The sequence below is a fragment of the Paenibacillus auburnensis genome (assembly GCF_927798115.1).
Classification (GTDB): domain Bacteria; phylum Bacillota; class Bacilli; order Paenibacillales; family Paenibacillaceae; genus Paenibacillus_AQ; species Paenibacillus_AQ auburnensis.
In genome coordinates this window covers 2420752-2446501 of sequence record NZ_CAKMMG010000001.1, presented here as the reverse complement: position 1 = coordinate 2446501, position 25750 = coordinate 2420752, and the positions used below count along the sequence as shown (strand labels likewise).

20 protein-coding genes are annotated in these 25750 nt (G+C 48.7%); 18 read left to right on the top strand and 2 right to left on the bottom strand.

All coding sequences use genetic code 11. The features are described 5' to 3' along the window. The first annotated feature begins 182 nt into the window (after positions 1–182). The 5 genes from L6H70_RS11300 to L6H70_RS11280 all read left to right on the top strand — a co-directional run bounded on the left by L6H70_RS11300 (position 183) and on the right by L6H70_RS11280 (position 6006). A complete protein-coding gene (locus L6H70_RS11300) occupies positions 183–1547 on the top strand; it encodes a stage II sporulation protein P (protein WP_236332799.1) in 1365 nt (454 codons plus the stop codon). 146 nt (positions 1548–1693) lie between these two features. Continuing rightward, positions 1694–2167: a hypothetical protein gene (locus L6H70_RS11295; protein WP_236332797.1), complete on the top strand. Its 474-nt coding sequence runs from the start codon at positions 1694–1696 to the stop codon at positions 2165–2167. Positions 2168–2287: 120 nt separating this feature from the next. Then, positions 2288–4102: a translation elongation factor 4 gene (gene lepA, locus L6H70_RS11290; protein ID WP_236332795.1), complete on the top strand. Its 1815-nt coding sequence runs from the start codon at positions 2288–2290 to the stop codon at positions 4100–4102. A gap of 144 nt (positions 4103–4246) precedes the next feature. Further along, entirely contained in the window at positions 4247–5419 is a 1173-nt protein-coding gene (gene hemW, locus L6H70_RS11285) for a radical SAM family heme chaperone HemW (protein ID WP_236332793.1), read from the top strand. A gap of 92 nt (positions 5420–5511) precedes the next feature. Next, complete coding sequence (locus tag L6H70_RS11280) at positions 5512–6006, top strand: N-acetyltransferase (RefSeq protein WP_236333263.1); 495 nt, start codon at positions 5512–5514, stop codon at positions 6004–6006. A gap of 94 nt (positions 6007–6100) precedes the next feature. Here L6H70_RS11280 and L6H70_RS11275 read toward each other — a convergent pair whose 3' ends face one another. After that, complete coding sequence (locus L6H70_RS11275; protein ID WP_236332791.1) at positions 6101–6826, bottom strand: hypothetical protein; 726 nt, start codon at positions 6824–6826, stop codon at positions 6101–6103. A gap of 159 nt (positions 6827–6985) precedes the next feature. Here L6H70_RS11275 and L6H70_RS11270 point away from each other — a divergent pair, with 159 nt between their 5' ends. The 6 genes from L6H70_RS11270 (at position 6986) to dnaJ (ending at position 13562) form a co-directional block, all read left to right on the top strand. Continuing rightward, positions 6986–7585 (top strand): TetR/AcrR family transcriptional regulator, encoded by a 600-nt coding sequence (locus L6H70_RS11270; RefSeq protein WP_236332789.1) that lies wholly within the window; start codon positions 6986–6988, stop codon positions 7583–7585. A gap of 102 nt (positions 7586–7687) precedes the next feature. After that, entirely contained in the window at positions 7688–8512 is an 825-nt protein-coding gene (locus L6H70_RS11265; RefSeq protein WP_236332787.1) for an SDR family NAD(P)-dependent oxidoreductase, read from the top strand. 147 nt (positions 8513–8659) lie between these two features. Continuing rightward, the gene (hrcA, locus tag L6H70_RS11260) at positions 8660–9691 is read left to right on the top strand and encodes a heat-inducible transcriptional repressor HrcA (RefSeq protein ID WP_236332785.1); all 1032 of its coding nucleotides are present in this window, start codon (positions 8660–8662) and stop codon (positions 9689–9691) included. A gap of 49 nt (positions 9692–9740) precedes the next feature. Beyond that, the gene (gene grpE, locus L6H70_RS11255) at positions 9741–10313 is read left to right on the top strand and encodes a nucleotide exchange factor GrpE (RefSeq protein ID WP_236332783.1); all 573 of its coding nucleotides are present in this window, start codon (positions 9741–9743) and stop codon (positions 10311–10313) included. A gap of 170 nt (positions 10314–10483) precedes the next feature. Then, on the top strand, positions 10484–12319 hold the full coding sequence (dnaK, locus tag L6H70_RS11250; RefSeq protein ID WP_236332781.1) for a molecular chaperone DnaK: 1836 nt from the start codon (positions 10484–10486) through the stop codon (positions 12317–12319). A 118-nt stretch (positions 12320–12437) separates the two neighbouring features. Beyond that, positions 12438–13562 carry a molecular chaperone DnaJ gene (gene dnaJ / locus L6H70_RS11245; protein ID WP_054941823.1) on the top strand — a complete coding sequence of 375 codons (1125 nt, stop codon included), beginning with the start codon at positions 12438–12440 and terminating at the stop codon, positions 13560–13562. A gap of 212 nt (positions 13563–13774) precedes the next feature. Here the strand turns inward: dnaJ and L6H70_RS11240 are convergent, their stop codons facing one another. Continuing rightward, positions 13775–17911: a S8 family serine peptidase gene (locus tag L6H70_RS11240; RefSeq protein WP_236332779.1), complete on the bottom strand. Its 4137-nt coding sequence runs from the start codon at positions 17909–17911 to the stop codon at positions 13775–13777. A 558-nt stretch (positions 17912–18469) separates the two neighbouring features. Between L6H70_RS11240 and L6H70_RS11235 the strand changes: the two genes are divergently transcribed. From L6H70_RS11235 to L6H70_RS11200, 7 genes are all read left to right on the top strand, one after another. After that, entirely contained in the window at positions 18470–18841 is a 372-nt protein-coding gene (locus L6H70_RS11235) for a hypothetical protein (RefSeq protein WP_054941821.1), read from the top strand. A 38-nt stretch (positions 18842–18879) separates the two neighbouring features. Further along, positions 18880–19059 carry a YfhD family protein gene (locus L6H70_RS11230; RefSeq protein ID WP_054941820.1) on the top strand — a complete coding sequence of 60 codons (180 nt, stop codon included), beginning with the start codon at positions 18880–18882 and terminating at the stop codon, positions 19057–19059. A 112-nt stretch (positions 19060–19171) separates the two neighbouring features. Further along, positions 19172–19546, top strand: coding sequence for a hypothetical protein (locus L6H70_RS11225; RefSeq protein ID WP_236332777.1), 375 nt, complete (start codon positions 19172–19174; stop codon positions 19544–19546). A gap of 247 nt (positions 19547–19793) precedes the next feature. Further along, positions 19794–20705 (top strand): methyl-accepting chemotaxis protein, encoded by a 912-nt coding sequence (locus L6H70_RS28690; RefSeq protein WP_279306744.1) that lies wholly within the window; start codon positions 19794–19796, stop codon positions 20703–20705. A gap of 664 nt (positions 20706–21369) precedes the next feature. Beyond that, entirely contained in the window at positions 21370–22110 is a 741-nt protein-coding gene (locus tag L6H70_RS11210; RefSeq protein ID WP_236332775.1) for a LytR/AlgR family response regulator transcription factor, read from the top strand. Position 22111: 1 nt separating this feature from the next. Continuing rightward, positions 22112–23410, top strand: coding sequence for a sensor histidine kinase (locus L6H70_RS11205; protein ID WP_236332773.1), 1299 nt, complete (start codon positions 22112–22114; stop codon positions 23408–23410). 121 nt (positions 23411–23531) lie between these two features. Continuing rightward, on the top strand, positions 23532–25595 hold the full coding sequence (locus L6H70_RS11200; protein ID WP_423802792.1) for a serine hydrolase domain-containing protein: 2064 nt from the start codon (positions 23532–23534) through the stop codon (positions 25593–25595). Positions 25596–25750: the final 155 nt, after the last annotated feature.

Genomic DNA, 25750 nt, shown 5'->3' with positions numbered 1-25750 from the left:
GAAAGGCCCGTACAAGCTGCCTTAGTGGCATAGCTTATACGGGCTTTATTTATAGCAGCTGGTTTTTCTACTCATCCAGTGACTCTCTCTTCTTGTCTCTTTTTTCGGTTCTAGTATTCCCTCCCTCCTCATAGATTTGAAGTATAAGAGATTACAGAGGGCTGGAGGAGGACATAACAATAATGAACAGAAAATGGTTTCAGCTATGGAATATCGGCAGACTGCGGGGAAAAGTGCTGGACGTTCTGTCGCTGGGAAAAACGATGCTGCTGCTGGCCGGAGGCTCACTTGTATTTTTCATGCTGCTTGGAGCTGGCGGTCTGGCCGGACAAAAGCTGAATTCTTCCCCTGTTCCTTCTATGAAAGGACTGGCCGCTTCACTATCAAGCGGATTTTTCATGGAGCTTCTGGGGATGGAGGTTCCGCATTTGCCGAAGGGCGAAGAGCCCTCTGCCTTCTCTGCCCCCAAGGTAACTTCGTTTGTGTTCCGGATGCTGACCAGCGTCGATCCCGGCAATCCCAAGAGCCTGCTCTCGCGTGAGGTGCCGGGGCTTGCGGCAGATGATCCTTTTTTGCTGCGGGAAGGCTCGGGAGGAACCGCGGGCGCACCCGCCGACTATCATCCGGGCACGGATGAGATGGCAGCAGGCGAAGATCCGCAGCCGGGTACTGGAACGGATCCGGGAACATCCGGAAATGATCCTTCGGCGGGTGAAGGCACGGACAAGCCTGCGGATGATCCTGCTGCACAGCCGCAGCCGACAACTGCACCGGATGCCGGCACTGCCGGAGAACAAGGCAGCAATAGCAGCACTGGTGAGGACAGCGGCACTGAACAGGATACTTCGGTCAAACGCATCCTTATCTACCATTCGCATCCCCGTGAAGCATATAATCCGCTGCTAGGAGCGGAGAGTGATAATCCCAGCTCTAGCGCGCCTTCCAAAAATGTAATGCTGGTAGGCTCCTATATCGCCGACAGACTGGAAAAACGCGGGATTGGCACGGTGCATGCGAAGGAGGATTATGCGACAGAAGTGCCGGATTACAACTGGAACTTTTCCTATAAATATTCCCGGATCACCATTAAAGCGGCAATGGCTGCCAATCAGGAAATGACTGAACTGATCGATATTCACCGTGATTCGCAGCGGCATAGCAAAACAACCGCAGTCATTGATGGAAAAAGCTACGCACAGGTCTATTTTATCCTGGGTCATGCCAACAAAGACTGGAAGAAGAATGAAGCCTTCGCCAATTCGATTCATCAGGTGCTGGAGAAGAGCTATCCGGGACTGTCGCGCGGTATCTGGGGCAAATCCTCCGGTAATGGGAATAACGGGGAATACAATCAGACCCTTTCCCCTAACAGCGTCTTAATAGAAGTGGGCGGAATCGACAATTCTGCTGAAGAGCTGAAACGGACCGCAGATGTGCTGGCCGATGCGATTGCGGATGTGTACTGGAACAGTCATGATGCTGAAAAAGCGGCTGCCCCTGAAAAAAGCGATGGCGGCACACAAGAGAGCAGCGGTCAGGCGGACTAAAGGCACAAACCGATACCGGAAAATTTACAGACAGAAAAGGGCAGACTGGCTGGCTGTCACCCTGAAAGCTAACAGGGTGACAGCCGGAAGCTCTGCTTCTTTTAAATAAACAGAACTACTAACAAGCATCTAAAGGAGGAATCAACATGTCGCGTTTCGGCAAAAAGCTGGTCATGGTCGGCATTTGGGCGGGCATCGGCATATTGGTGGGCATGCAATTCGGCAGCAGCGGCGGAACCAGAACCTCCACGGTGCTGCCTGGCTGGAACGGGGTAACCGGGGTGGCGAAGACGGGGCAAGCACCGGCAACACCGGGGACGGGAACGGGGATTGCCCAGAATGGACAAACCTATGTTTACGTGCCGGTTGCCATAGATCCGGCTACAGGTGCTTACACAGCTCTTCCGGTGGCTCAAACGCAGACAACCGTCCAGACGCCTGCCGGGCTTCCGCAGCAGGAGGTACAGGATTACAGTTCGCTGACTCCGGAACAGATTCTGATTCCCGAGGAACAGAAACCCACAATTGATGTGCTTGCGGATAAAACAGCGGGTCTGCTGCAGCAGGCTTCGCAAAAAAGTATCCGCTGGGTTGTGTCCCTGTTTGATTCAGCCGAGTAGCAGACTTATTGCAGGACGGTGCTCCTGTTTCTTTACTTTCCCTGCTGCACGGGATTGATGGGGGGAGCCCGTACTGTTATAATAAGTGGATTAACATTAGGCTGTCTGTGGGGGTAAGGAATGACTGACGTTCAGAAAAGACAACAACAAATCCGCAATTTCTCGATTATTGCACATATAGACCATGGTAAATCGACATTGGCCGACCGTATTCTTGAGTATACAGGCGCACTCAGCTCGCGCGAAATGCAGGAGCAGGTGCTTGACCAGATGGATCTGGAGCGTGAACGCGGGATCACCATTAAGCTGCAGGCTGTACGTCTCACTTACCGTGCTGACGACGGTCAGGAGTATTTGCTGAACCTGATCGATACACCGGGACATGTCGATTTCACTTATGAGGTCTCCCGTAGTCTTGCGGCCTGTGAAGGCGCATTGCTGGTAGTAGACGCTGCACAGGGGATCGAAGCGCAAACGCTGGCTAACGTATACCTGGCGCTGGACAACAACCTGGAAATTCTGCCCGTCATCAACAAAATCGATCTGCCAAGCGCTGACCCGGAACGGGTGAAGCAGGAGATCGAGGATGTGATCGGACTTGATGCCAGTGAAGCAGTGCTTGCTTCTGCCAAAGCAGGCATCGGTATTAAGGAAATTCTGGAGCAGGTGGTTAAGCAGGTCCCTGCACCAACCGGCAATTCCGAAGAGCCGCTAAAAGCGCTGATTTTTGACTCCCATTATGATCCGTACAAAGGCGTTATCGTCTATGTCCGGGTAATGGACGGAAGTATCCGCGCCGGTTCGAAGATTAAGATGATGGCAACCGAGAAAGTATTCGATGTCATTGAAGTCGGTGCCTTCATGCCGCGTATGACCATTGTCGACGAACTGAATATCGGTGATGTAGGCTTTATTGTAGCCGGAATTAAGCATGTCGGTGATACCCGTGTCGGGGATACAGTGACGGATGCAAAGAATCCGACACCGGAGCCGCTGCCGGGTTACCGCAAGATCAACCCGATGGTTTATTGCGGCCTGTATCCTATTGAAACTTCTGATTATAACGACCTGCGTGAAGCGCTGGAGAAGCTGCAGCTGAATGATGCTTCGCTCAGCTTCGAGCCGGAGAGCTCCAGTGCGCTCGGCTTCGGCTTCCGCTGCGGATTCCTTGGCCTGCTGCATATGGAAATCATTCAGGAGCGGATTGAGCGCGAGTTCAACCTGCCGCTGATTACAACTGCGCCAAGCGTTATCTACCGGATTATGCTGACCAATGGCGAGATGCTGACCATCGACAACCCGTCGCATTATCCGGAAATCGGAACCATTGATTATGTGGAAGAGCCTTACGTCAAAGCCGGGGTTATTGTCCCTAACGATTACGTAGGTACCGTAATGGAGCTGTGCCAGAATAAACGCGGCGAATTCGTCAATATGGAATATCTCGATTCCAACCGGGTAACGATTACTTATCAGATTCCGCTCTCGGAAATTGTATATGACTTCTTCGACCAGCTGAAATCAGGTACGAAGGGCTATGCTTCCTTCGACTACGAAATCTCCGGCTACCGCCAGTCCAATCTGGTGAAGATGGATATTCTCCTGAACGGCGAGCAGGTCGATGCCCTCTCGTTCATCGTTCACCGTGACCGTGCCTATAACCGCGGACGGATCATCTGTGAGAAGCTGCGCGGCATTATTCCCCGCCAAATGTTCGAGGTGCCGATTCAGGCTTCTGTCGGAACCAAGGTTGTTGCGCGTGAGACCGTTAAGGCGATGCGCAAGAACGTACTTGCCAAATGCTACGGCGGTGACATTTCGCGTAAGCGGAAGCTGCTGGAGAAGCAGAAGGAAGGTAAGAAACGCATGAAGCAGGTCGGCAGCGTTGAGGTGCCGCAGGAAGCGTTCATGGCGGTTCTGAAGATCGACGAGTAAATCAAGTCTGATTAGCAGTGCGCTGCACTGTATCTGTTGTGAGTAACTGATCTGCAAGGGAAGCCTTAAGGCTTCCCTTTTCTGACTTTTTGGATCAATGACTGCGCCGCTGCTCCGGCGCAATATAAGATAAAGGAGACTGCTATGACAACTCAATTAAGTGGCCGTCCCCCTGAGGCCGTATATATTCATATCCCGTTTTGTACGAATAAGTGCTTTTATTGTGATTTTAATTCCTATGTGCTGAAGGACCAGCCGGTGATGGATTATCTGCACGCGCTTGACCGGGAGATGGAACTGACTGTGAAAGAGACCCCTCCGGGTGTGATTAAGACAATCTTTGTCGGCGGCGGAACACCAACCGTGCTGAAGCCGGATGAAATGGCCTTTTTCCTGAGCTCGGTGCGCAAGCATTTCCCGCAGTGGGATGACAATATCGAGTTCTCTATGGAGGCCAATCCCGGTACGACAGATATAGATAAGCTGACGGTGATGAAGGAAGGCGGCGTTAACCGGGTAAGCTTTGGCGTACAGGCTTTCCAGAATGAACTGCTGACCGGCATCGGGCGGATTCATAATGTGGACGACGTTTACCGCAGTCTGGAGAATGCCCGTAGTGTTGGGCTGCATAACCTGTCGGTCGATCTCATGTTCGGGCTGCCTAACCAGACCGTGGATATGCTGAAAGAGAGTATCCGCAAGGCGCTGGAGCTGGACCTGCCGCATTATTCGATCTACAGCTTGAAGGTGGAGGAGAATACGCTTTTCCACACGCTGTTTAACAAGAATAAACTTCCGCTGCCGAGTGAAGAGGATGAGCTGGAGATGTATCTTCTGCTGATGTCAACGATGGAGGCAGCCGGCTATACCCAATACGAAATCAGCAACTTTGCCAAACCGGGCATGGAGAGCCGCCACAATATTACGTATTGGCGCAATGAGGATTATTACGGCCTTGGCGCTGGTGCGCACGGATACGTCAAACGCCAGCGGCATATGAATATTAAAGGCGTCAATCCTTATATTGAAGCTTCACGCAGCGGCCTGCCGCGCCTGGACTCTTTCGAGATCTCCGAACAGGAGGCCATGGAGGATTTCATGATGGTTGGTCTGCGGATGCGTGAAGGGGTATTGGGCAGTGCCTTCCAGGCGCAGTTCGGTAAAAAGATTGAGGAGATTTTTGGGGCTTCGCTGCATAAGATGCTGCATGCCGGGTTGCTGGAGCATGACGGTGACACCTACCGGCTGAGCAAGCAGGGAATCCTGTTTGGCAATGATGTATTCGGCGAATTTGTCGGCGCTTTGACAGAGGTTTAATTTTAAAATACCTCTTGAATTGTAATTCACTCTGTTGTATATTTATTCATATTAACAACGAGGGGTGAGTCAAAGTGCTTGTCAAGACGGAAATGATCCGCCAGTCGGCGGCTCCTGCGGGAGATCACAAGGTGATATGCAGAAATGCTACGGTGGAGGATGTTGAACCGCTGTATTTAATGATAGAGGAATACGCCCAGCGCGGTATCATGCTACCCCGTTCCAGGCAAGCACTGACCCGCCAGATTGATCAGTTTGTCATAGCCGAAATCGGCGGCAGGTTTGTGGGCTGCGGATCGCTGTTCAGACTGGGCAATGATCTCGTTGAGGTTCGTTCCATCGGCTTGAACGACGAAGGCAAGGGCAAGGGTGTAGGCACCATGATTCTGGAGAAGCTGACGGAAGAAGCAAGACGCCAGGGCATTCCGAAGATTATGGCTCTGACCTATGCAGTTGATTTTTTCCTCAAAAACGGGTTCACCGTGGTGGAGAAAGAAATCTTCCCGGAGAAGGTCTGGACCGATTGCGTGAACTGCAAGAAGCAGCATGCCTGCGATGAAATCGCTGTGATGAAGAGATTGGATTAACCGGAGCGGATTGGCTTCGTTATCTATATTAAAAGAAACCACTATTCGTCCGGGGCGCGGTTCCGGGAGAAAAGTGGTTTTTTTAATCCGTCATTTACTTGGTATAGATCAGCTTGCGCTGCTGCTCTACAAGTGCTGCAAGTTCCGGCGTAGCGTACGCAGGAGGGTTGAAGGAGGGGGAAAGTGTATTATATACGATTGTCATCGTGGACCCGTCCTTCATTTCAATTTCAAGCCAGTAGTTGGCTCCGACCCAGCCTTTGGTTTGTTTATATAGTTCTTGGAACGGAATATACTTCAGCTTGGGGAATTCCCTAATAAATATCTCTGCAGCCTCTGGCGTGAAGTCCATCAGGTGAGTGGTTCCGTCCATCCCGCTGATGAAGCGGACCGTCTTTATTTTGCCGGCAACATCTAACAGATCATTAAGCGTTTTAGCATTAGGATTGCTGTTGGCTTCATACAGCCTGTCCCCCGCCCATAGTCTGGCGGATGCCTTATAGCCAGTCACTTCATACAGCTTCGTGCCGACATCCAGGAGAGTAGCGTCTCCATCCTGCATGACCTTACGCGGGCATTTATGGTCTGCCTTAGTGTAAGTGATCTCGCCTACGGGTTTACCTTTCTTAAGGCCAGTGAGCGGAGTATCCCAATTTTCATTATAAATAACACCGTTCCACTGCAGGACAGGAGCATACTCCACTTCACCGAAGAAACATTTATTCTGACCGGCAGGATCCCGCAGAACAATCCAAATACCGCTAACCAAGAGCAGCACAGCTGCAAGTATCGCAAACACGGAATACCGTTTTAGATTCATGAAGCCAATCAGCCCCCCCCCTTTTTATTATCAGACGAATGACAGGGAAAGAGGTTGCGGAATCCCTACGAAATAATAACTTTATCTTGAAAAATCTGTAATTCTGCTGTACCTTAAAAATAGGACGTTCGTTCAATTTTGATCGGGGATGGCTATGCAATGAACAAAAGGCATTATGATAGTGAAGAGACAAGGTCGGTCATCGCTGAGAAGGCAGCAAGGCTTTTTTCGCAGAAGGGATTTGCCGGTACTTCTATCGCCGATATTTCCAGGGAATCCGGGTTCAGTAAAGGACATATTTATTATCACTTTGAGAATAAAGAGAAGCTCTTAGTGTACCTTGCACTGGAAACGATGTCCTCCTGGAAGGAACGCTGGGAATCGGTCTCTGCAGGTTACGGGACGGCTACTCAGAAGCTTTATGCGATGGCTCATTTTGTGCAGAACAACTATAAAACACCGCTGCTGCAGGCAGGGCAGGAAGTGGCCAGCAATCCTGCAACCTCGCCGGAGACGGTAGCTCAGCTGATGGGGCTGGCGGCAACGCCCATGCATGCCTATTATGAGATTTTTAAGCTGGGTGTGGAGACCGGGGAATTCGGGCTTGAAGAATCGGAGCTGCAGACTACTGGCTTCTTGTTCGGCACTCTGATGGGCGGACTATGCCAGCATTTGTTTACGATGGAAGCGGAGCCGCTGGAGGCACTGTTTCGGCAAAGTGTAAAGATTTTTGTGGAGGGTATACGCGGCAAGGGATGAGCATTGGGCTAGTCTTTTGCTTGCTCTAATTAGAACGATCGTACTATTTTGTTCCAATGTGTTTCAGGATGGACTACATACTCAGCTAAGGGAGAGATGACAATGCAGGAGATCAGACAGGTAGGCATCGTAACAGGCGGGGCTTCCGGTATCGGCAAGGCGATTGGCAAAGAATTGATCAAACGGGGCGTGCATGTGGTTATTGCTGACATGAATACGGAGCAAGGGCATATAACGGCAGCTGAACTCCGCCAGCTTGGCGGTGAAAGCACCTTTGCAAAGGTCGATGTAACAGATGCTGCACAGGTGGAGGAATTGGTATACGGCGTATACGGGGAGTTCGGCCGTTTGGATTATATGTTTAACAATGCGGGAATCGCAATGTACGGAGAACTCTGTGACATGACAGAGCAGAACTGGAAGCGGATTATAGATGTGAATGTGTGGGGAGTAATTTATGGTGTACAGGCGGCGTATCCATTGATGAAGGAGCAAGGCTTCGGGAAGATAGCAAACACTGCATCTGCTGCAGGCCTGGGGCCTGCTCCGACGACTGCGGCCTACTCAGCGACCAAGCATGCGGTGGTGGGGCTGACGACTTCTCTCCATTATGAGGCTGAAGCCTACGGGGTCAGCGTGAGCTGCCTGTGCCCCGCTTTTGTGGATACTCCGATATTTGATTCCGGAGAGGCGATTCAGATGGATAAGAGCAAGGTGATCGCCCAGGTGAGAAAGCAAAAGCTGATGACGCCCGAACATTTTGCGGCGCTTGCCATCAGGGGGCTGGATAAAAATGATGTGCTGGTCAATCCGATGCCACTTCGCCGGACAATGGATATAATGTTCACGCTGTGTCCCGGTTTACACCGCAAAGTTATGCAGTTTGTCTGTAAGACGGCAAGGGAGGCCAAGTTAGACCCGAGATAGTCGGGAAAAGACGCAATGTTAACGCACTCAAGATACCGAACTGACTTGACAATGCCAAGGTCAGTTTGGTATTTTTGTATTAGTGGTTAGCACTCATCTCGACAGAGTGCTAACGAATCGGAGCCACAGCCGATAGGAGGGAATTACATGTTAACTGAACGCCAGAGAATGATACTTAACGCTATCGTAGATGATTATATTTCTTCCGCTGAGCCGGTAGGCTCGCGCAGCATCTCCAAACGGGGCGATGTGGGCTACAGTCCGGCAACGATCCGTAACGAAATGGCCGATCTGGAGGAGCTAGGCTATCTGGAGCAGCCTCATACATCGGCGGGAAGAATTCCGTCCCATAAAGGCTACCGCTATTATGTGGATCATCTGGTACCGTGGAATTCCGCCGAGTCGGCAGAGATGGGCACGATCCGCGCTTTTTTCGCCGAGAAGCTGAACGCTACAGAGCAGGTTATCCAGCATGCGGCAATGATACTTTCCAATATGACGAATTACACTTCCATCCTACTCGGACCGGAGGTTTTTCATACTTCATTGCGCCATTTTCAGCTGCTTCCGCTCGACGGCAATAATGCCGTAGCGATTATTGTTACCAGCACCGGGCAGGTAGAGAACCGTACGGTTCAGATTCCGCCGGAGATTTCCCTTTCCGAAATGGAAAAGGTGGTTAATCTGCTTAACAGCAAGCTGGTGAATGTGCCGCTCTACAAGCTGAAGAGCCAGCTCTATTCCGAGCTGGGCGAGGAAATGCAGCGTCACATCTCCCACTATGAAGAATTAATGCAGGTGCTGGACAAGGCGCTCGAAAGCGATCATGAACAGCGCATTTATCTCAGCGGAGCGACCAATATGCTGACCCAGCCGGAGTTCAAGGACGTCGACAAGGTCAAAACCATTCTCGATCTGCTGGAAGAAACGCCGACCCTGCTTAAAATGCTGGCCCCCGCATCCGGCGGAACCGGTATACAGGTGCGCATCGGAACGGAGAATAAGCATGAGGCCTTTGCCAACTGCAGCCTGATTACAGCCTCCTATTCACTGGACGGCAAGGCGCTGGGTAGTATTGGCATCCTGGGACCGACCCGAATGGAATACGCGCGCGTGATGGGCATACTGGGGATTATCTCCCGGGATTTGACAGCGATGCTGGCACACTGGTATAAGTGAACAGAGTGTAAATGATTTTCGTGAATGATTTGAAGGAGGTGAAGACAACTTGAAAGAGGAACAGGTTCAAGATTCGAATGAGATGAATGATGAAGCTATAAACGAAACCAAGGCGGCTGATGAGGCAGAAGCCGTACAGGAGAACGATGCAGCCTTCGAGGAGGCTTCAGGCGGTGAAGCCGCTAAGCGCCTCCAGGAGCTGGCTGAGGAGGCTCAGGCCCGAGCGCTGCGCGTGCAGGCTGATTTCGACAACTTCCGCCGCCGTACCCAGAAGGAGAAGGAAGAGCTGGCCCAGTACGCCACCTCCAAGCTCGTAGGCGAGCTGCTGTCCGTACTTGATAATTTTGAGCGTGCGCTGGTAACTGCTCCAGGTAACGCGGAATCTGAAGCCTTCACCAAAGGCATCAATATGATTTTCCGCCAGCTTGAAGGGGTACTGAAGTCAGAAGGACTTGCAGCAATGGAAACGGTAGGACAGCCCTTTAACCCTGAATATCATCAGGCGATTATGCAGGTGGAGAGCGAGGAGTACGAAGAAGGTATCGTGACGGAAGAGGTCCAGAAGGGCTATCTTCTGAAAGATAAGGTTCTTCGTCCGGCCATGGTCAAAGTCAGCATGTAGTCTGTCTATATACCTAAGGCATTACTAATCCTGCTATGATACGGCGCTGCCGGATATTCCGGCCGTACGGTCATGTGCGGGTGCCATTTAAGCATTTGTGTTCATTATGCAACTATTGATTATTCCGCAGGAGCCTAAGCTCCATAATATTTTTGAGGAGGCACATTACAGTGAGTAAAGTTATCGGGATTGACCTTGGAACCACCAACTCTTGCGTTGCCGTTATGGAAGGCGGGGAAGCCGTCGTTATTCCAAATCCGGAAGGCGCGCGCACAACCCCATCGGTTGTAGGCTTTAAGAAGGACGGCGAGCGTATCGTCGGCGAAACAGCCAAACGCCAGGCTATTACGAACCCTGACCGCACCATCGCTTCCATCAAACGCCACATGGGCACGAACCACAAAGAAAGCATTGACGGCAAGGATTACTCTGCACAAGAGATCTCGGCCATGATTCTGCAAAAGCTGAAATCCGATGCCGAAGCATACCTGGGACAGCCTGTTACCCAAGCCGTTATTACGGTTCCTGCATATTTTAACGACAGCCAGCGTCAAGCTACCAAGGATGCCGGTAAAATCGCGGGCCTTGAAGTTCTGCGTATCGTAAACGAGCCAACTGCTGCAGCGCTTGCCTATGGTCTGGAGAAATCCGAAGATCAAACGATCCTCGTCTATGACTTGGGCGGCGGTACATTCGACGTATCGATTCTTGAACTGGGCGACGGCTTCTTCGAAGTAAAAGCTACCAGCGGTGACAACCGCCTTGGCGGTGACGACTTTGACCAGGTAGTTATGGATTTCCTCGTAGCTGAATTCAAGAAAGAGCAAGGTATTGACCTGAGCAAGGATAAAGCTGCTGTACAGCGTCTGAAGGATGCAGCGGAAAAAGCGAAAAAAGAGCTGTCCGGCGTACTGACAACTACTGTATCGCTTCCGTTCATCACTGTGGTTGACGGCGTGCCTCAGCACCTTGAAATCAACCTGACCCGCGCGAAATTCGATGAGCTGACTGCAGGTCTCGTAGAGCGTACGCTTGGACCTACACGTCAAGCCCTGAGTGATGCTGGCATGACTCCGGCTGACCTTAACCGGATCGTACTGGTAGGCGGATCTACACGTATTCCTGCCGTACAGGATGCCATCAAGAAGCTTACAGGCAAAGAACCGCACAAAGGCGTTAACCCGGATGAAGTGGTAGCCCTGGGTGCTGCTGTTCAAGCGGGTGTATTGACTGGTGATGTTAAAGACGTCGTACTGCTCGACGTAACTCCGCTGTCCCTCGGTATTGAAACTGCGGGCGGCGTGTTCACGAAGATGATCGAACGCAACACTACCATCCCTACAAGCAAATCCCAGGTCTTCTCGACCTTCGCCGACAACCAGCCGAGCGTTGAAATTCACGTGCTGCAGGGTGAACGCCAAATGGCGAACGGCAACAAAACGCTGGGCCGCTTCATGCTGAACGAGATTCCGCCGGCACCTCGCGGTGTACCGCAGATCGAAGTTACTTTTGACATCGACGCCAACGGTATCGTAAATGTATCTGCAACAGACAAAGGCACGAACAAGAGCCAGAAGATCACGATCACCTCTTCCAGCGGCTTGAGCGATGCCGAAGTTGAACAAATGATGAAGGATGCCGAGCTGCACGCTGAGGAAGACCGCAAGCGTAAAGAACTGGTTGAAGCGAAAAACAATGCTGACCAGCTCGTGTATTCAACAGATAAAGTAATCAAAGACCTCGGCGACAAAGTGGATGCTTCCGAAATCGAGAAAGCAAACGCTGCTAAGGACAAAGTAAAAGCGGCACTGGAAACTGACAACCTGGAAGAAATCAACGCAGCTACAGAAGCGCTGACTGAGATTGTACAGCAGTTGTCCGTGAAGCTGTATGAACAGGCTGCACAGGCTGAACAAGGTGCTGAAGGCGCTCCTGAAGGCGCTAAGAAGGACAATGTTGTTGATGCAGACTATGAGGTTGTTGACGACGAGAAGAATCAAGGGTAACCTTAAACGATAAACACTATTGTGGAAGAAAGGGAAGGTCAAACCGGGGCATCCCGTGTTTTGACTTTCCCTTTAAATTGTCAAGATTGATCAGTATGGATGTACGGAGGTGAAAGCAGTGGCAGAGAAACGCGATTATTATGAGGTTCTGGGCCTCGGAAGAGATGCATCAGACGATGAAGTGAAGAAAGCCTACCGCAAGCTGGCGCGCCAGTATCATCCGGACGTCAATAAAGCCAGTGATGCTGAAGCCAAGTTCAAGGAAGTGAAGGAAGCTTACGACGTGCTGAGTGACGGCCAAGCGCGGGCCCGTTATGACCAGTACGGTCATATCGATCCTAATCAGGGTATGGGCGGCGGCTTTGGCGGCGGCGGAGATTTCGGCGGACTCGGTGATATCTTCGACATGTTCTTCGGCGGTGGCGGTGGACGCCGCGATCCGAACGCTCCGCAGCGCGGCGGCGATTTGCAGTACACGATGACCATTGAATTCAAGGAAGCGGTATTCGGCAAAGAGACCGACATTACCATTCCCCGGACGGAAGCCTGCGATACCTGCTTCGGCTCCGGCGCTAAACCGGGCACCAAACCGGAGACTTGTTCCGTCTGCCATGGCAGCGGCCAGCAGGAATTCGTGCAGAATACTCCGCTTGGACAAATGCGCAACCGCCGTCCCTGCTCCCATTGCAGCGGCACAGGCAAGATCATCAAGGAAAAATGTACGACCTGCGCAGGCCAGGGTAAGGTTAAGAAGCAGCGCAAGATTCATGTGCGCATTCCTGCCGGTGTCGATGACGGCGCACAGCTGCGCATGACCGGCGAAGGTGAAGGCGGTACACGCGGCGGCCCGGCCGGAGATCTGTACATCGTGATCCGTGTGAAGAGCCATGACTTCTTCGTGCGCGAGAACGACGATATTATGTGCGAGGTTCCGCTGACATTCGCCCAGGCAGCGCTTGGTGATGAAATCGAAATCCCTACTTTAACTGAAAAAGTGAAGCTCAAAATTCCGGCCGGAACACAGACCGGCACCTTCTTCCGCCTCAAAGGCAAAGGTGTTCCGCACTTGCGCGGTAACGGAACTGGTGATCAGCATGTGCGGGTTATTGTAGTGACCCCAAGCAAGCTTAGCGATGAGCAAAAGGACCTGCTGCGCCAGTTCGCTTCCTACAATGGAGAGAACACGCATGAGCAGGAGCAATCTTTCTTTGACCGTGTGAAGCGTGCCTTCCGTGGTGATTGAGTAACTCTTCATCCAGCATTTTCAGTGAATTCATAAGAAGACAGATCAAACCCCCAATTTCGTATCACTAAACGGAATTGGGGGTTTTTTGTGTTGTATGGAGTAGGTTAAAAAAGGACCGTGCATGGCTGTTAAGCCATGCACGGTCCTGGGACAAGCATCACTGCTCAGTTCCGGCCTCCGGGGAGACCGGAACTGACAGGGACTTATAACTATTCGATCAGACCAATCTTGCTCAGCAGTTGATACAGCGCGGCAGCAGCCGTTTCACGGGTTGCCGGAGCGACTGGGTTAAAGCTGGTTCCCTGGTCGCTGCTGATGATGCCGGCTGCAGACAGGGACTGCAGGCTGTCCTTCGCATAGGCAGCTACTTTAGCGCTGTCTGTATAGGTTGTGAAGGAAGGGTTCGCACTCTTCAGTTCGGTTCCGGTCAATTTAAGCGCTCTGTCCAGAATAACAACCAGCTCTTGGCGGGTTACCTTCTGGGTTGGAGCAAATTTACCGTTGCCAATGCCCAGGATCAGGCCGGCTTTGGAAGCGGCAGCTACGTCAGCAGCGTACCAGTCTGTTGCTTTCACATCAGAGAAGGTAACTTTGGCATCCGTACGCAGACCGAGTGCGCGGGTCAAGAGTGCTGTAAACTCAGCACGGGTCAAGTTATTCTTCGGCGAGAAGGTCGTAGCCGATGTACCTTGGATGATCAGCTTGTTAGCCAACGCCTGGATGGCTTCAGCCGATTTCGAAGAAGCGATATCCGTAAAGGCTGCTGCTGGTTTACTTACGGCAGCATAAGTTGAGAAGCCTGGGCGGTTTACAGTAACAAGAGTTGTTCCGTCAGTCTGAGACTTGAACACGGAAGCAACCGGAGTTACCACTCCCTTCTCTTCGAAGAGCACGCCTGCAGTTTTCGGCTGAATCGTGCCTGGAACTGTAAAGGATCTCTTAATGAATACATTGCTTGGTGTGTTCAAATAAGTGCTGCTTGTAGCGGTAGTCCAAGAAGCTTCAAAAGCAACCGGAGTTCCGATTACCGTAGAACCAGGTACGCTGGTAGTCAATTTGCTTGCGGCTTCAGGTGCCTGCTTGATATCCAGCTTGAGGCTTTCACCTGCAGGAGCAGATTTCAGCAAGGATACCGGCAGGGAAACTGCAGATCCGCCAACACTGATTACAACGGAACTGTCAGCATGGATACCGGCCAGCAGTTTCACTTGGTCCGCAGTCAGGCTCAGTACAGCTGCCTTGTCAGTGATTGCGGCCACGGAGATCACGACAGCTGTCTTGGAAGCTGTGGCTTTAGCCAGAGCAGTCTTCAGATCATTGTCGGTCACAGTTACTGTGGTAACACCATCTTTGGAAGCTGTCGATGGAGTCAAGGATACTTGTGCAGCTCCTTCTTCAACTAGCGCAGCTGCAGCAGCAGGCACAGTTGGTGTGGTTGGTGTGACTGCACCGCCACCACCACCATTGCTTCCGCCAATTGGTTGCACACCATTAACGAAGCGGAATGAGGTATAGGCGGTATAGAATTCTAAATCTTCATCGTTTTGATCAATCTTGATCGGGAGCTTAGTGTTATCTTCTGCATTGATTCCTATAACTTGAAGCTTGTAAACCCCTTCTGTCAAATTAGCTACAGCTGGTTTACCGTCCGCATCGAGAATTGGATCTCCATTGCTGTCATACGGGTGATAAGTGGCTCCGATGACAGTACTGTACTTGCCAGGGAGGAAGTATTTGTTCGCAGATTCTGTGGCGTAGTATTGGAAGTAACCTTTGGTTACATCATCCAGGCCAACCAGATCTACTTCATAGTAGTTAATATCTTCGGCTTTCAGTTTGTAGGAAAGAAGGGTGTTTGAGTTGTTGTACACAATAGGTGAAACAATTTCAGCTTCTTGAATACCTGTGCCCCAATCCGGCTGTTCTGCAGATTTATCGACGTTGATCGCGAACGGCAGGTGCAGAACTGGCAGACTTTCGTCATCCGGTACCAGAACGATATTGCCCTGCAGCATTTGCGCTTCCGTATCGGCGGCAACATTCACAGTCAGATTAAAGCTGCTGGCACTGTAAGCGGAAGCCGTTACGGTAGTCTTATCCAGCTTTGCAGTTACATGCTCAGGATCACCGTAGTTCCAGTCTACAAGTGCAGTGTAAGCTACTTCGCTGCCGCTAATGTTCTTGAGCTGCAAAGCTTTACTTGCAGATGATCCTGGCTGCAGTGTTCCAAAGCTTGTGGAAGGATTGTAGTTAATAACACTTTGCGGAACATAGTTTTTATCCAGAATCGAAATCGGTTCGAGTGCCTCGAGCAGCGCTGGTGTTTTAATTGCATTTTCAACATTTGCCCGTCCCGGACCTTGTGCATACAGATCTACAGGATCACCCTTATATAAGAGCGTGTCTGCAGTATTAGCCAGCGCAGCCCGAATATCAAACGGTGAATAATCCGGATGTGCTTGCTTGATCAGAAGAGACAGGCCTGCAACATGCGGAGTCGCCATGCTGGTACCGCTGCTGCGGTGGTAGGCCTGGGAATAATCTCCGCCATATGCAGGGTATGTGGAGAGTACGCCGTCTCCAGGAGCCACAATATCAGGTTTGATGCTAAGGTTACCATCAACACTTGGGCCTAGTGAGGAGAAGTAAGTGATTTCGTCACCAGTAGTGTATTTGAGATTATAATTAGCACCGAATGTAAAGTAGACGGAGTCACTTTTGCTGGCCAGAATGGCTCTTGCCAGCTGACGTCCGGTCTTGCCTTCAATATCAAACGTTGGGATATAATCGTATCCGCTGCTAAGGTTGCTGCCGATAAATCCTTCGCGCTCTGTATAGGAAACGTCCAAATTAGCTATCGTACGTTTTCCAGTTGGATCACTTGGATCTTTTTTGGCATTACCATTGAAAATAACAACGGCCTTGGCGCCGTGTTCTTTCGCGGTTGCGATCTTAGCATCAAATGTCAGATCACCACGTGATAATAGAACGATTGATCCCTTAATATCTTCTGCCGGATAATCATCTTCTGCACCAAGATCGGCATAGACAATTTTCTGAGGCTTAGTACCGATAATATCGGCAAATTTCTCTTGTCCGAGTTCAAACGCCATAACGTTAAACGGATAATAGGTGCTATAGGTCACCGATGTCACCGAGTTTTCAATCGCTGCATTGAAGCTGCCCGAATAAGCTTTGATCGGACTGGTCACGGCACCGACAGAAATGGCCAGCTGCGAAACCGCAGGGGATCCAAGGGAGAAATATCCGGCTTCTCCGTTGTTGCCGTTGGCAATAACTGCTACAACTCCAGAAAGTACTGCGTTATTAATGGCGATGGAATCCGGAGAATTCACATCTTTCTCGGAATCGGAGCCCAGCGACAGGTTAATAACATTCATACCGTCTTTCACCGCACGTTCAATACCGTCGATGACCTGGGCGGATGAACCTGAAGATTTACTAGGATCATTGAGGTTACGTCCCAGTACCTTATACACGTAAAGCTCTGCCCCGGGAGCGATACCTTTTTGGGCAACATCACCTTTTGCTGCGTATTGGCCGATAATTGTACCGGATACATGGGTTCCGTGGGAGGTACCGGCATAACCGGTTCCGTAAGGATCTTTATCTGCTTCCAACGGCGGTTCTTCAGCGGGATCGTTATCATTATAGAAGGAGTCGTATCCGCCTTTATAAGCCGCTGCGATATCGGGATGATGATAATCTACACCGGTATCGATAACGCCGACTTTCAATCCGGCTCCGTTAAGGCCTTGTGCCCAAGCCCAGTCAGCATGAACCTGCTCCAGTGGGGCATTGTCATTTCTGTAAGTAGCTTCAGTCACCGTTTCTTCCGGCAGCGCATACCAGGTGCTGTTCGGATAAATGGAGGTAACGCCGGAGATCTTAGCCAGCTGCGGGATTTCATTGGCTGGAACGGAAACTTCAAAACCGTTAAGCACCGTATCATACTGGTAGTTTACGGTCAGATTGATTCCCAGGTCATCCGCTTTGTCCAGCACTTCTGTCTGCTGGCTTTTGACCGCAGCTTCCGTAGCTGTCTTGGAAAGGGCGGAAATTCCCTGCTTCGCTGCATATTTACCTACTGCTGCAGGCTGGCCGCTCAATTGCACGATAACGCGGACATTGTTTGAGGATTTGGTGTTGATCTGTGGTGAGATAAACGTCTGATTCGAGGTCTGAGTCAAAGAAGTTAATGTTTTACTCGATGATGGCGTCTGCAAGCTGCTGGCGGCAAATGCCGCTCCCGGAATCATGCCTGCTGTCACTCCCAGTGACAAGGCTACGATAGACAGCTTGCGTGGTAGTTTAGTCCACTCCAAATGTAATCCCCTCCAGATGTGTATTATTCTGATTCCAATTTTTCCCGCTGTAGACAGTAGGTTGATTCTCCTTTCTATTAATCTTTTATTTCCATCTAGATTAGTAGGAAAAATATTAAGAAGATTTTACCATTGGTAAAATGTAAAATCTACATAAAATTTATCAAATTTCTAAAGTGCAGGTTCTTTTGTGATGTAAAATATGACATGTATACCGTCTGTTCCCCGTAAAAAACTAGATACAAAGAACTAAATCAAAACTTCATCTCTGTTTTTTTGACATTAAGTAAGATTTTATGACATGAATAACATTTGGATATTTAAATTTTTATGAGTCTAAAGTAACGCTAACTTTATTACTTTGTCCGATTTAGGCACGAATTGGCTGAGGCTGGTAATAATCCCGAGTCTGGGAATAGGAGAAAGTAAGTTTGAGTATGCAGCAAATGACACAAGAAGCTTTTAAATTTGAAGCATATGCATAAACCGGAATGCTTCAATACAAAATAACACTGTGAATTTGCGTTGTGCATTCCAGGTAGAAAGCAGGGATTACCCTTGTCCGAAAAAAACATACTTGCTTATTTTAAAGCTCCCGAAGAAGCAGAAGGCGTCTCCCGGAAGCTTCAGGCGCTTCGTGTAATCGACATGTCCATAGACACCTTCAGTAAATACCCCGGCAATGCGCAGTACTCGGGAAATAATCCGTTGACTGGAGATATTCCCAGCCTGGCGACTATGACGTTGAACTCCACGATGGACAGCCATTCAGCGGGGATACTGGCGGCAGCAGATTCCAGTGCGAGCGGAATGAGCCACGGAGGAGACGGCGGTCCCACAGGCAGAAATATTTTATTGACCGTAGTTGTGGACTCCGATTCTTTTGACCAGGCTTTAAAAATCATTGAAGATGCCGGCGGAATGATTTGAAGTTTTGCAATTAGAACAACACGGAGGCTGATCCCGATATGGATAGAGAAAACTCAAAAATATTCTCCAAAACAGACAAACAAAAAATGCTCTACGAAGCCAAATTAGAGGATGTGGAGTTTTCGGCAGCGGAGGCTGATCAGGATGATCTTGAAGCGCTTGACCGTTCGCGTGAGGCCGATAAACGGCAGCTCCATGAAATTTTGAAGAAGGAATAGCTGAGCCTAAGCGCTTGAAGGTTATCTTCTGACACACCCCACGAACTGTGGGGTTTTTTTGTGCTCTGCCGTGTATAATGAGGTGGATAAGCAATGCTTGGAGGGAACTGGAATGAACACTTTTATATTATGGGGCGGCCTGGCGCTGCTGGTTGCTCTGCTTACTTTTTTGAACCAGAAGCAGGTCTATTCTTCTAAAGTAAAGCGGGCTTACCGCGAGCTGCGGGAGCTTACGGAGCGGGTGCGTGACGGCCGCTCTGAAGCTGCTGATCTGGTGAGCTGGGAATCCGCGCTTGCGGAGATGGAGAAGCACCCGAATGAGTTTAACAAGCTGGATTACGAAATCGGCCTACGCCGTGGATTTGTGATGTACCTGGAGCGGCATTATCCGCAGGATGTAAGGCTTCCTGATCTGCAGGAGGCGGCAGCCCATCAGAAGGATTCAGTCTGGGGGATTAAATTCGGGGATTATGGCCCGAAGAAGTGAAAATAAGGTTTGGGGCGCAATGACCAGACCAGAGAGCTATGAACCGCCAAAGCACCCGGCCTCCATCTTCCTAATGGACGCCGGGTGCTTTTGTTCCGGGGTTATTGCTATATTTTAGAAATAAATGATGTTGTATGTAATCCAAACCTGCAGTTTTACCGTTAATATAGCATGCAAACAAATATAGCGGCTTGATGATATCGGGAAGTCACAGATCACAAATTAAGTTAGACAGGGAGAAATTACTATGGAGAACGGTTCAGCCCAAACAGTCACAGATGCGCTGGTTGTCAAAGCTTTAGAGAAAAATCTTGCCCTGATCCGCTTTGATCTGGACCGCAGGGTGGCATATGTTAATGAGGTGTTCGCGGGATCAATGAAATACAAGCCTGAGGATATGTATGGAATGAGCCACCGGGAGCTGTGTTTTCCTGAATTTGCGGATAGTCCCGAGTATGAAGTGTTCTGGGGAAATCTGCTTTCCGGGACAAGCTTTCAGGACAAAATTGAACGAATGGATTCAGAGGGTAACAGGGTCTGGCTCGAAGCAACTTATATGCCGATTTTTAATGAAGCGAATCAACAGGTTATCGGAGTAACTAAGGTTGCGACGAATATCACACATAGGCAAATCAACATGAATAATGTGGTGGAAAAGATGCAGCAGATGGCGGATAGTCTGAACCAGCGCGCAGAAAAAGGCATTGAACGGAGCCGTGAGCTGCTGCAGAGCATCGACAAAATCGCGGGAGTTTCAGATGAAAATTCGGTTACGCTGGTGAATCTGCAGAATAAAGCCGGAGATATTCAGGGGGTGGTACAGACCATCCGTGATATTGCATCACAGACGCATCTGCTGGCACTTAATGCAGCGATCGAAGCGGCGCATGCCGGAGAGTTCGGACGCGGTTTTGATGTGGTGGCTAAAGAGGTCAGGAAGCTGTCGGGTCTAGTACAGCATTCCATTGCCGAGGTTCGGGACAGTGTCAATGCAATCACAGAAGAAATTAGCAGAATGTCGACCGGCCTGGATCAAGTGCAGAGCAATGTAGAAGAAGGCCAGCGGCAGATAGACACGGCTCTGAAGGAGTTCACCGGAATTGCGGTTTCCGCCCAGGAGCTGGATACCCAAGCACGGGAAGTACTTAATATTATCTGATCTGAACCGACAGCTGATGATTTTGGAGCAGAAGTAATGAAATCCGAAACGGCATGGGAAAAAGTCCTGTGCCGTTTATTTTTTGGTCCAAGCAAGGAACAAAGTGTATAGCAATAAAACCGGATGGAATACCCGCTAAAAAAATGTTCATGTGAACCTAATTATATTAGTCTGTAAACGAAGCTTACGACTGATTTACAGCGGATTTTGCGCGTATCCTTCTGCCCTGGTCGGATGGGTCGAATCGGCAATAGTTCCTCCAGAGACAAATAGATGCATATGGGTGCTATTTAATGTGGAACAGCAAAAGATATATGAGATCGATGCGTATCGTTGTTATTTGAGTTTAGAACGCGGGATCGTCATGTTCGGTAAGCAGATCAAGGATTAGCTCTGATAATATTTTACCCAGCAAGAAGCTCGACTGAAATTTTTTTGCACCGAAGCCATAACAGGCTGCAGCTCGCCAAGAACCTCGCTCAATATCGCTTAGAAATATCAGATGCCAGTTCCCACCTCATTTACCCATACCGCGGTGCGCCATCTGCATTTCAAGGATCAGAATCTGCATTTCAACCCAAGAGTGTTCATCTCCTCTTCAATAATTGTTGTATACTGATGGAATATAAAGCTAAGAGAACTGCAGTAAAGCGAGGTGTCTTGGATGTATAGGGTGGCGATATGCGATGATGATGAGATTCAAAGAGAGCGGGTTAAGAGTATACTCATTGCCTTATCTATCAAAACAAATGTGGAGTTCGAAATCGAGCTGTTCAGCTCAGGAGAGCAATTACTGTCCCACTATGAGCGTAATGAAGCTCCCTTCCATATTCTTATTCTGGATGTAGAGATGGGGGAGATCAATGGGATTCAGACCGCCCGAAAGCTCAGGAGCTTGAATCACCTCGACGAGCAAATCGTGTTTCTAACGAGTTATCCTGAATACATGATAGAGAGCTTCGATGTGATCACCTTCCAATATCTGATAAAACCTATTGCGCCTGAGATTCTAGAGGAGAAGATCATCAAACTGTACCAATACTTCCAAGCGCAAGACAAGAAATTTATGGTCATTAAGTCAGGTTACGAAGAGGTCGTCTTAAGATATGATGACATCATTGGGATTGAGGCTGCGAAAAGCTTAACGATCAAAAGCAAGCTCAACATTATTACCACCAGTCAAACCTACGAGAGCAAAGGTATTATCGCGGATTATGCAACTGCATTAAGAGACAGCAACTTCTTGCAAATCCATCGCTCGATCCTCATCAACCTGCTGCATGTGAAGAAGTTCGCCAGCGGGGTTGTTCTCATGTCTAATGGGATGGAGCTGCCGATTGGTCGTTCGAAGGTTAAAGAGGTTAAAGATTTCTACACCAAATATATGATTATGAAGGTTAACTAATATGATTCAATATCATTTACCAATTATCATTTGTGTGATACTAGTGATGTGCTTCCAGATCAACTTCTTCTTTAACTCCGTATTTGATAAGTCCACTAGAAAGCCGAATAGAATCGGTTACTTTATCATTTATAGCATTCTTAATTACCTCTATTTAGTCGTGCAGATGTCCGCTTACTTATCTTCGCTAGTCGCTTTACTTATGATTTTTAGTATTGCGCATTCTTACAAGGTAGAAATCAAAAACAAGGTGATTTTTACAGTTCTGTATGGAGTTCTGGTGACAATGACTAATATGATCTCGTTATATATTTTCGCCTCATTAGATTCTATAGACTTCACCACCCTTGATCCTAGTAACGAGAATGGCCGTTTGATCTTTACGAAGACGATTTTGCTTAGCTGCATGATCATGTTCGCTGTCATTCAGATTATTAGACTCATTGCGAAACGCAGAAGCTTCTCTGTGCATTATCGTTATTATCTTTTATTCTTATTCGTCCCTCTGATCAGCATGTATCAGGTTCATTTACTCACTTTTTATAGTGAGAAGAATATTTACTATTTCATCGCGATTATTGGATTCCTTCTCTTGAATGTGATGGTCATCTATCTCTTCGATAATATCGTTGATAAATTTCAATTGTTGCACGAGAAAGCTCAGCTGCAAGATCAGATGGATTATCAGGATGCGAACTATGAGAAGACGGTCCATAGCTTCAAATCGATTAAAAGAATCATTCATGATACGAACCAACAGTTTCTATATATTGAAGAGTGTATTAAACGTAATGATCCAGCAGCGGCACTAGAGCATATCAAGGTAACACAGAATAAAGTAGAAGAGGCTTATCAACGAGTAAATACGGGGAATCTCGCGATTGATGCTCTGGTAACGAATACTCTTAATATTGGGCAAGCCAATGGAATTCGAATAGATACGAAGCTGCAGTTGTACTCCCAGGATGTCCACATTAACCGTTATGACTTGTGCGTCGTTCTGGGAAATATGCTGGACAATGCCATCGAAGCCTCTAAGAAGATCAAACTTGCGGAGGACCGGTACGTTCGTATTAAGATCCATTCCAATGAGAATGCGCTCTTCATTCAAATCGTCAATCATATGGAGAATGAGGTTGCTCAGCTGCGCAGCCAGAAATCAAGCCCCGAGTATCATGGTATCGGCTTAACCAATATCGCAAGAATATGCGAGAAGTATGGTGGAAACATGACGATTGAGGCAGAGCATAAGGTGTTTAACAATATGGTTGTGCTACCTTTCCACACGAACAATCCTTAGACAACTTGTTGTTTAGGGATTGTTTTTTTCGTTTCAGGGTTTTTTCCAAAGGCAGAGGTCTATTCCTTGTATGATGAATTTAGTAAAAAATTCCATGGGTGAATTTGAGGAGGAATGAATGATGATGAAGAAGTTGATGTTGAAGAAAATGATGATGTCGGTGCTCGCGGCTGCGATGTTCGTTGTGCCGGTGACCCAAGTCTCGGCTGAGAGTGAGAAGGGAACGGCCAAAGACAAAGCGCAGCGGTTGGCGGAGGAGATCGTATCCTCTTATGGGGTGAGTGGGATACAGTATGCGATTCGGGATCAAGGCTCCATTGTCCTATCAGATAGTGCCGGGGTGTCTGACAAAGCAAATGGAGAACAGATTACCGAAGACACCATGTTTGGGATCGGCTCGGTGAGCAAAATGTATGTATCTGCAGCAACCATGATTCTAGCAGATGCCAAGAAGGTTGATATCGATAAACCGCTGACTACTTATATTCCAGAGTTTAAGATGGCGGATGAACGCTATAAGGACATTACACCTCGTATGTTGATGAATCACTCCTCAGGTCTGTTCGGTACACATTACGGGAACAGTATGCTATTCGACGACACCGACACAGAGAATCATGATGAGCTGCTGTCACGATTACAATCTGAACGATTGAAATCTGATCCAGGTGAATACTCCGTCTATTGTAATGATGGATTCCAACTGCTGGAGCTCTTAGTAGAACGAGTGAGCGGTTTAAGCTATTCAGAATTTCTGGATCAATATATTAGCAGCCCATTACATTTAAGCTCTACGAAAACCCCATTAGACGAGTTTGATAGAGAACAGCTGGCCAAAACCTATTTTCCAACTATAGAAAAGGCTCTACCCGTCGAATATGCGAACGTCCTTGGAGCGGGAGGAATCTTCTCCACTGCGGAGGAGTTGACGGCATTCGGAGAAGTGTTAATTGGCAACCGGACAGATATTCTATCGGAGCAATCAGCCAAGGCTATGCAGAATCCTGAATACAGGAGAGGACTGTGGGTGCCTGAGGAGACGAACGCGTTTAACTACGGTCTAGGCTGGGATGCAGTCAGCTTGGCCCCATTCAGCGATTATGGGATCACGGCACTAAACAAGGGCGGAGATACGACGATGTACCACGCCGCTTTAACGACGATCCCCGAATATGACCTTAGCATTGCAGTACTCACTTCCGGTGGAAGCTCGATCTATAATACGATTTTTGCATCGGAAGTATTGTTGGAATATTTGGAGGACACCGGGAAGATTAAAGAGATCCAACCAGATAAGACCTTCAAGCCTGCAGTAAAAGTGGAGATGCCCGCTCAACTACAAGCTTATTCGGGACGATATGGGGCTGTGGGATCTACAGCGAATATAGAGATCAAGGATGGAGAATTGGAACTGTCTGTATTAGCAGGGATGATTCCTCCGCAGAAATATGTGTATACAGGTGATGGACAATTTACCAGCATGGATGGCAGTGCAGCCGTAAGCTTCGACGAGCAGAAGAATGGCAAAACTTACTTGAAGCTCAAAGCATATTTAACAATCCCGGGAATCGGCCAGATGATTATGGTAACCTATGAATATCAGAAGCTGAATCCCAATCCCTTAGACCAAACAACACAGAAAGCATGGGAGAAGAGAAACGGTAAAAATTATTACGCGGTGAACGAGAAAATCACATCAATCATGTATATGGAACCTTCGATTCTTACGAAAAATATCACGATTGATCAAGGCTATGTCTCGGGTGCTCGTATTGTAGATGCGAACCAGGCGCTGAATGTCGCTGAAATTCCAGTAATGAGCGGTCGAGATGCGTTCGACCTGAATTTCTACAAGGTGAACAATGTGGAGTATTTGAAAGTCGAAGGCTTCTCTTATATTAGTGAAGAGGCTGTTAAACCGATCTATGCAGGCAAATCATCCAAGGTTACGATTCCCTCTAATGGTCATGCCGTTTGGTTCAAGATTGGTAAACAATCCGCGAATAAAAGTATGACGGTTGATGTACCAGTTAGCGGAGGATTTGCTGTGTATGATGCACAAGGCAAGGTTGTACATTTCTCTGCTGTAAGTGATGAGCGCTCCATAATCTTGCCAGAAGGCGGGTTGATCGTTCTTGGAGGCGAGGCAGGGGATGTAATTAAGATTAAAATGAGTAAGAAGTGAACTGAGTTTATTGCGCACTAGAATATATTTGTGCAAAAAAAGAGCAGGCTATCTTTTCGATAACCTGCTCTTTTTTTTGATTTTTGGCCCTACGTCTTAACTTAATGACATTGTCCTCCGGGGTGTGCCTTTTTTGTGTTCCGTAGCACTGCTAA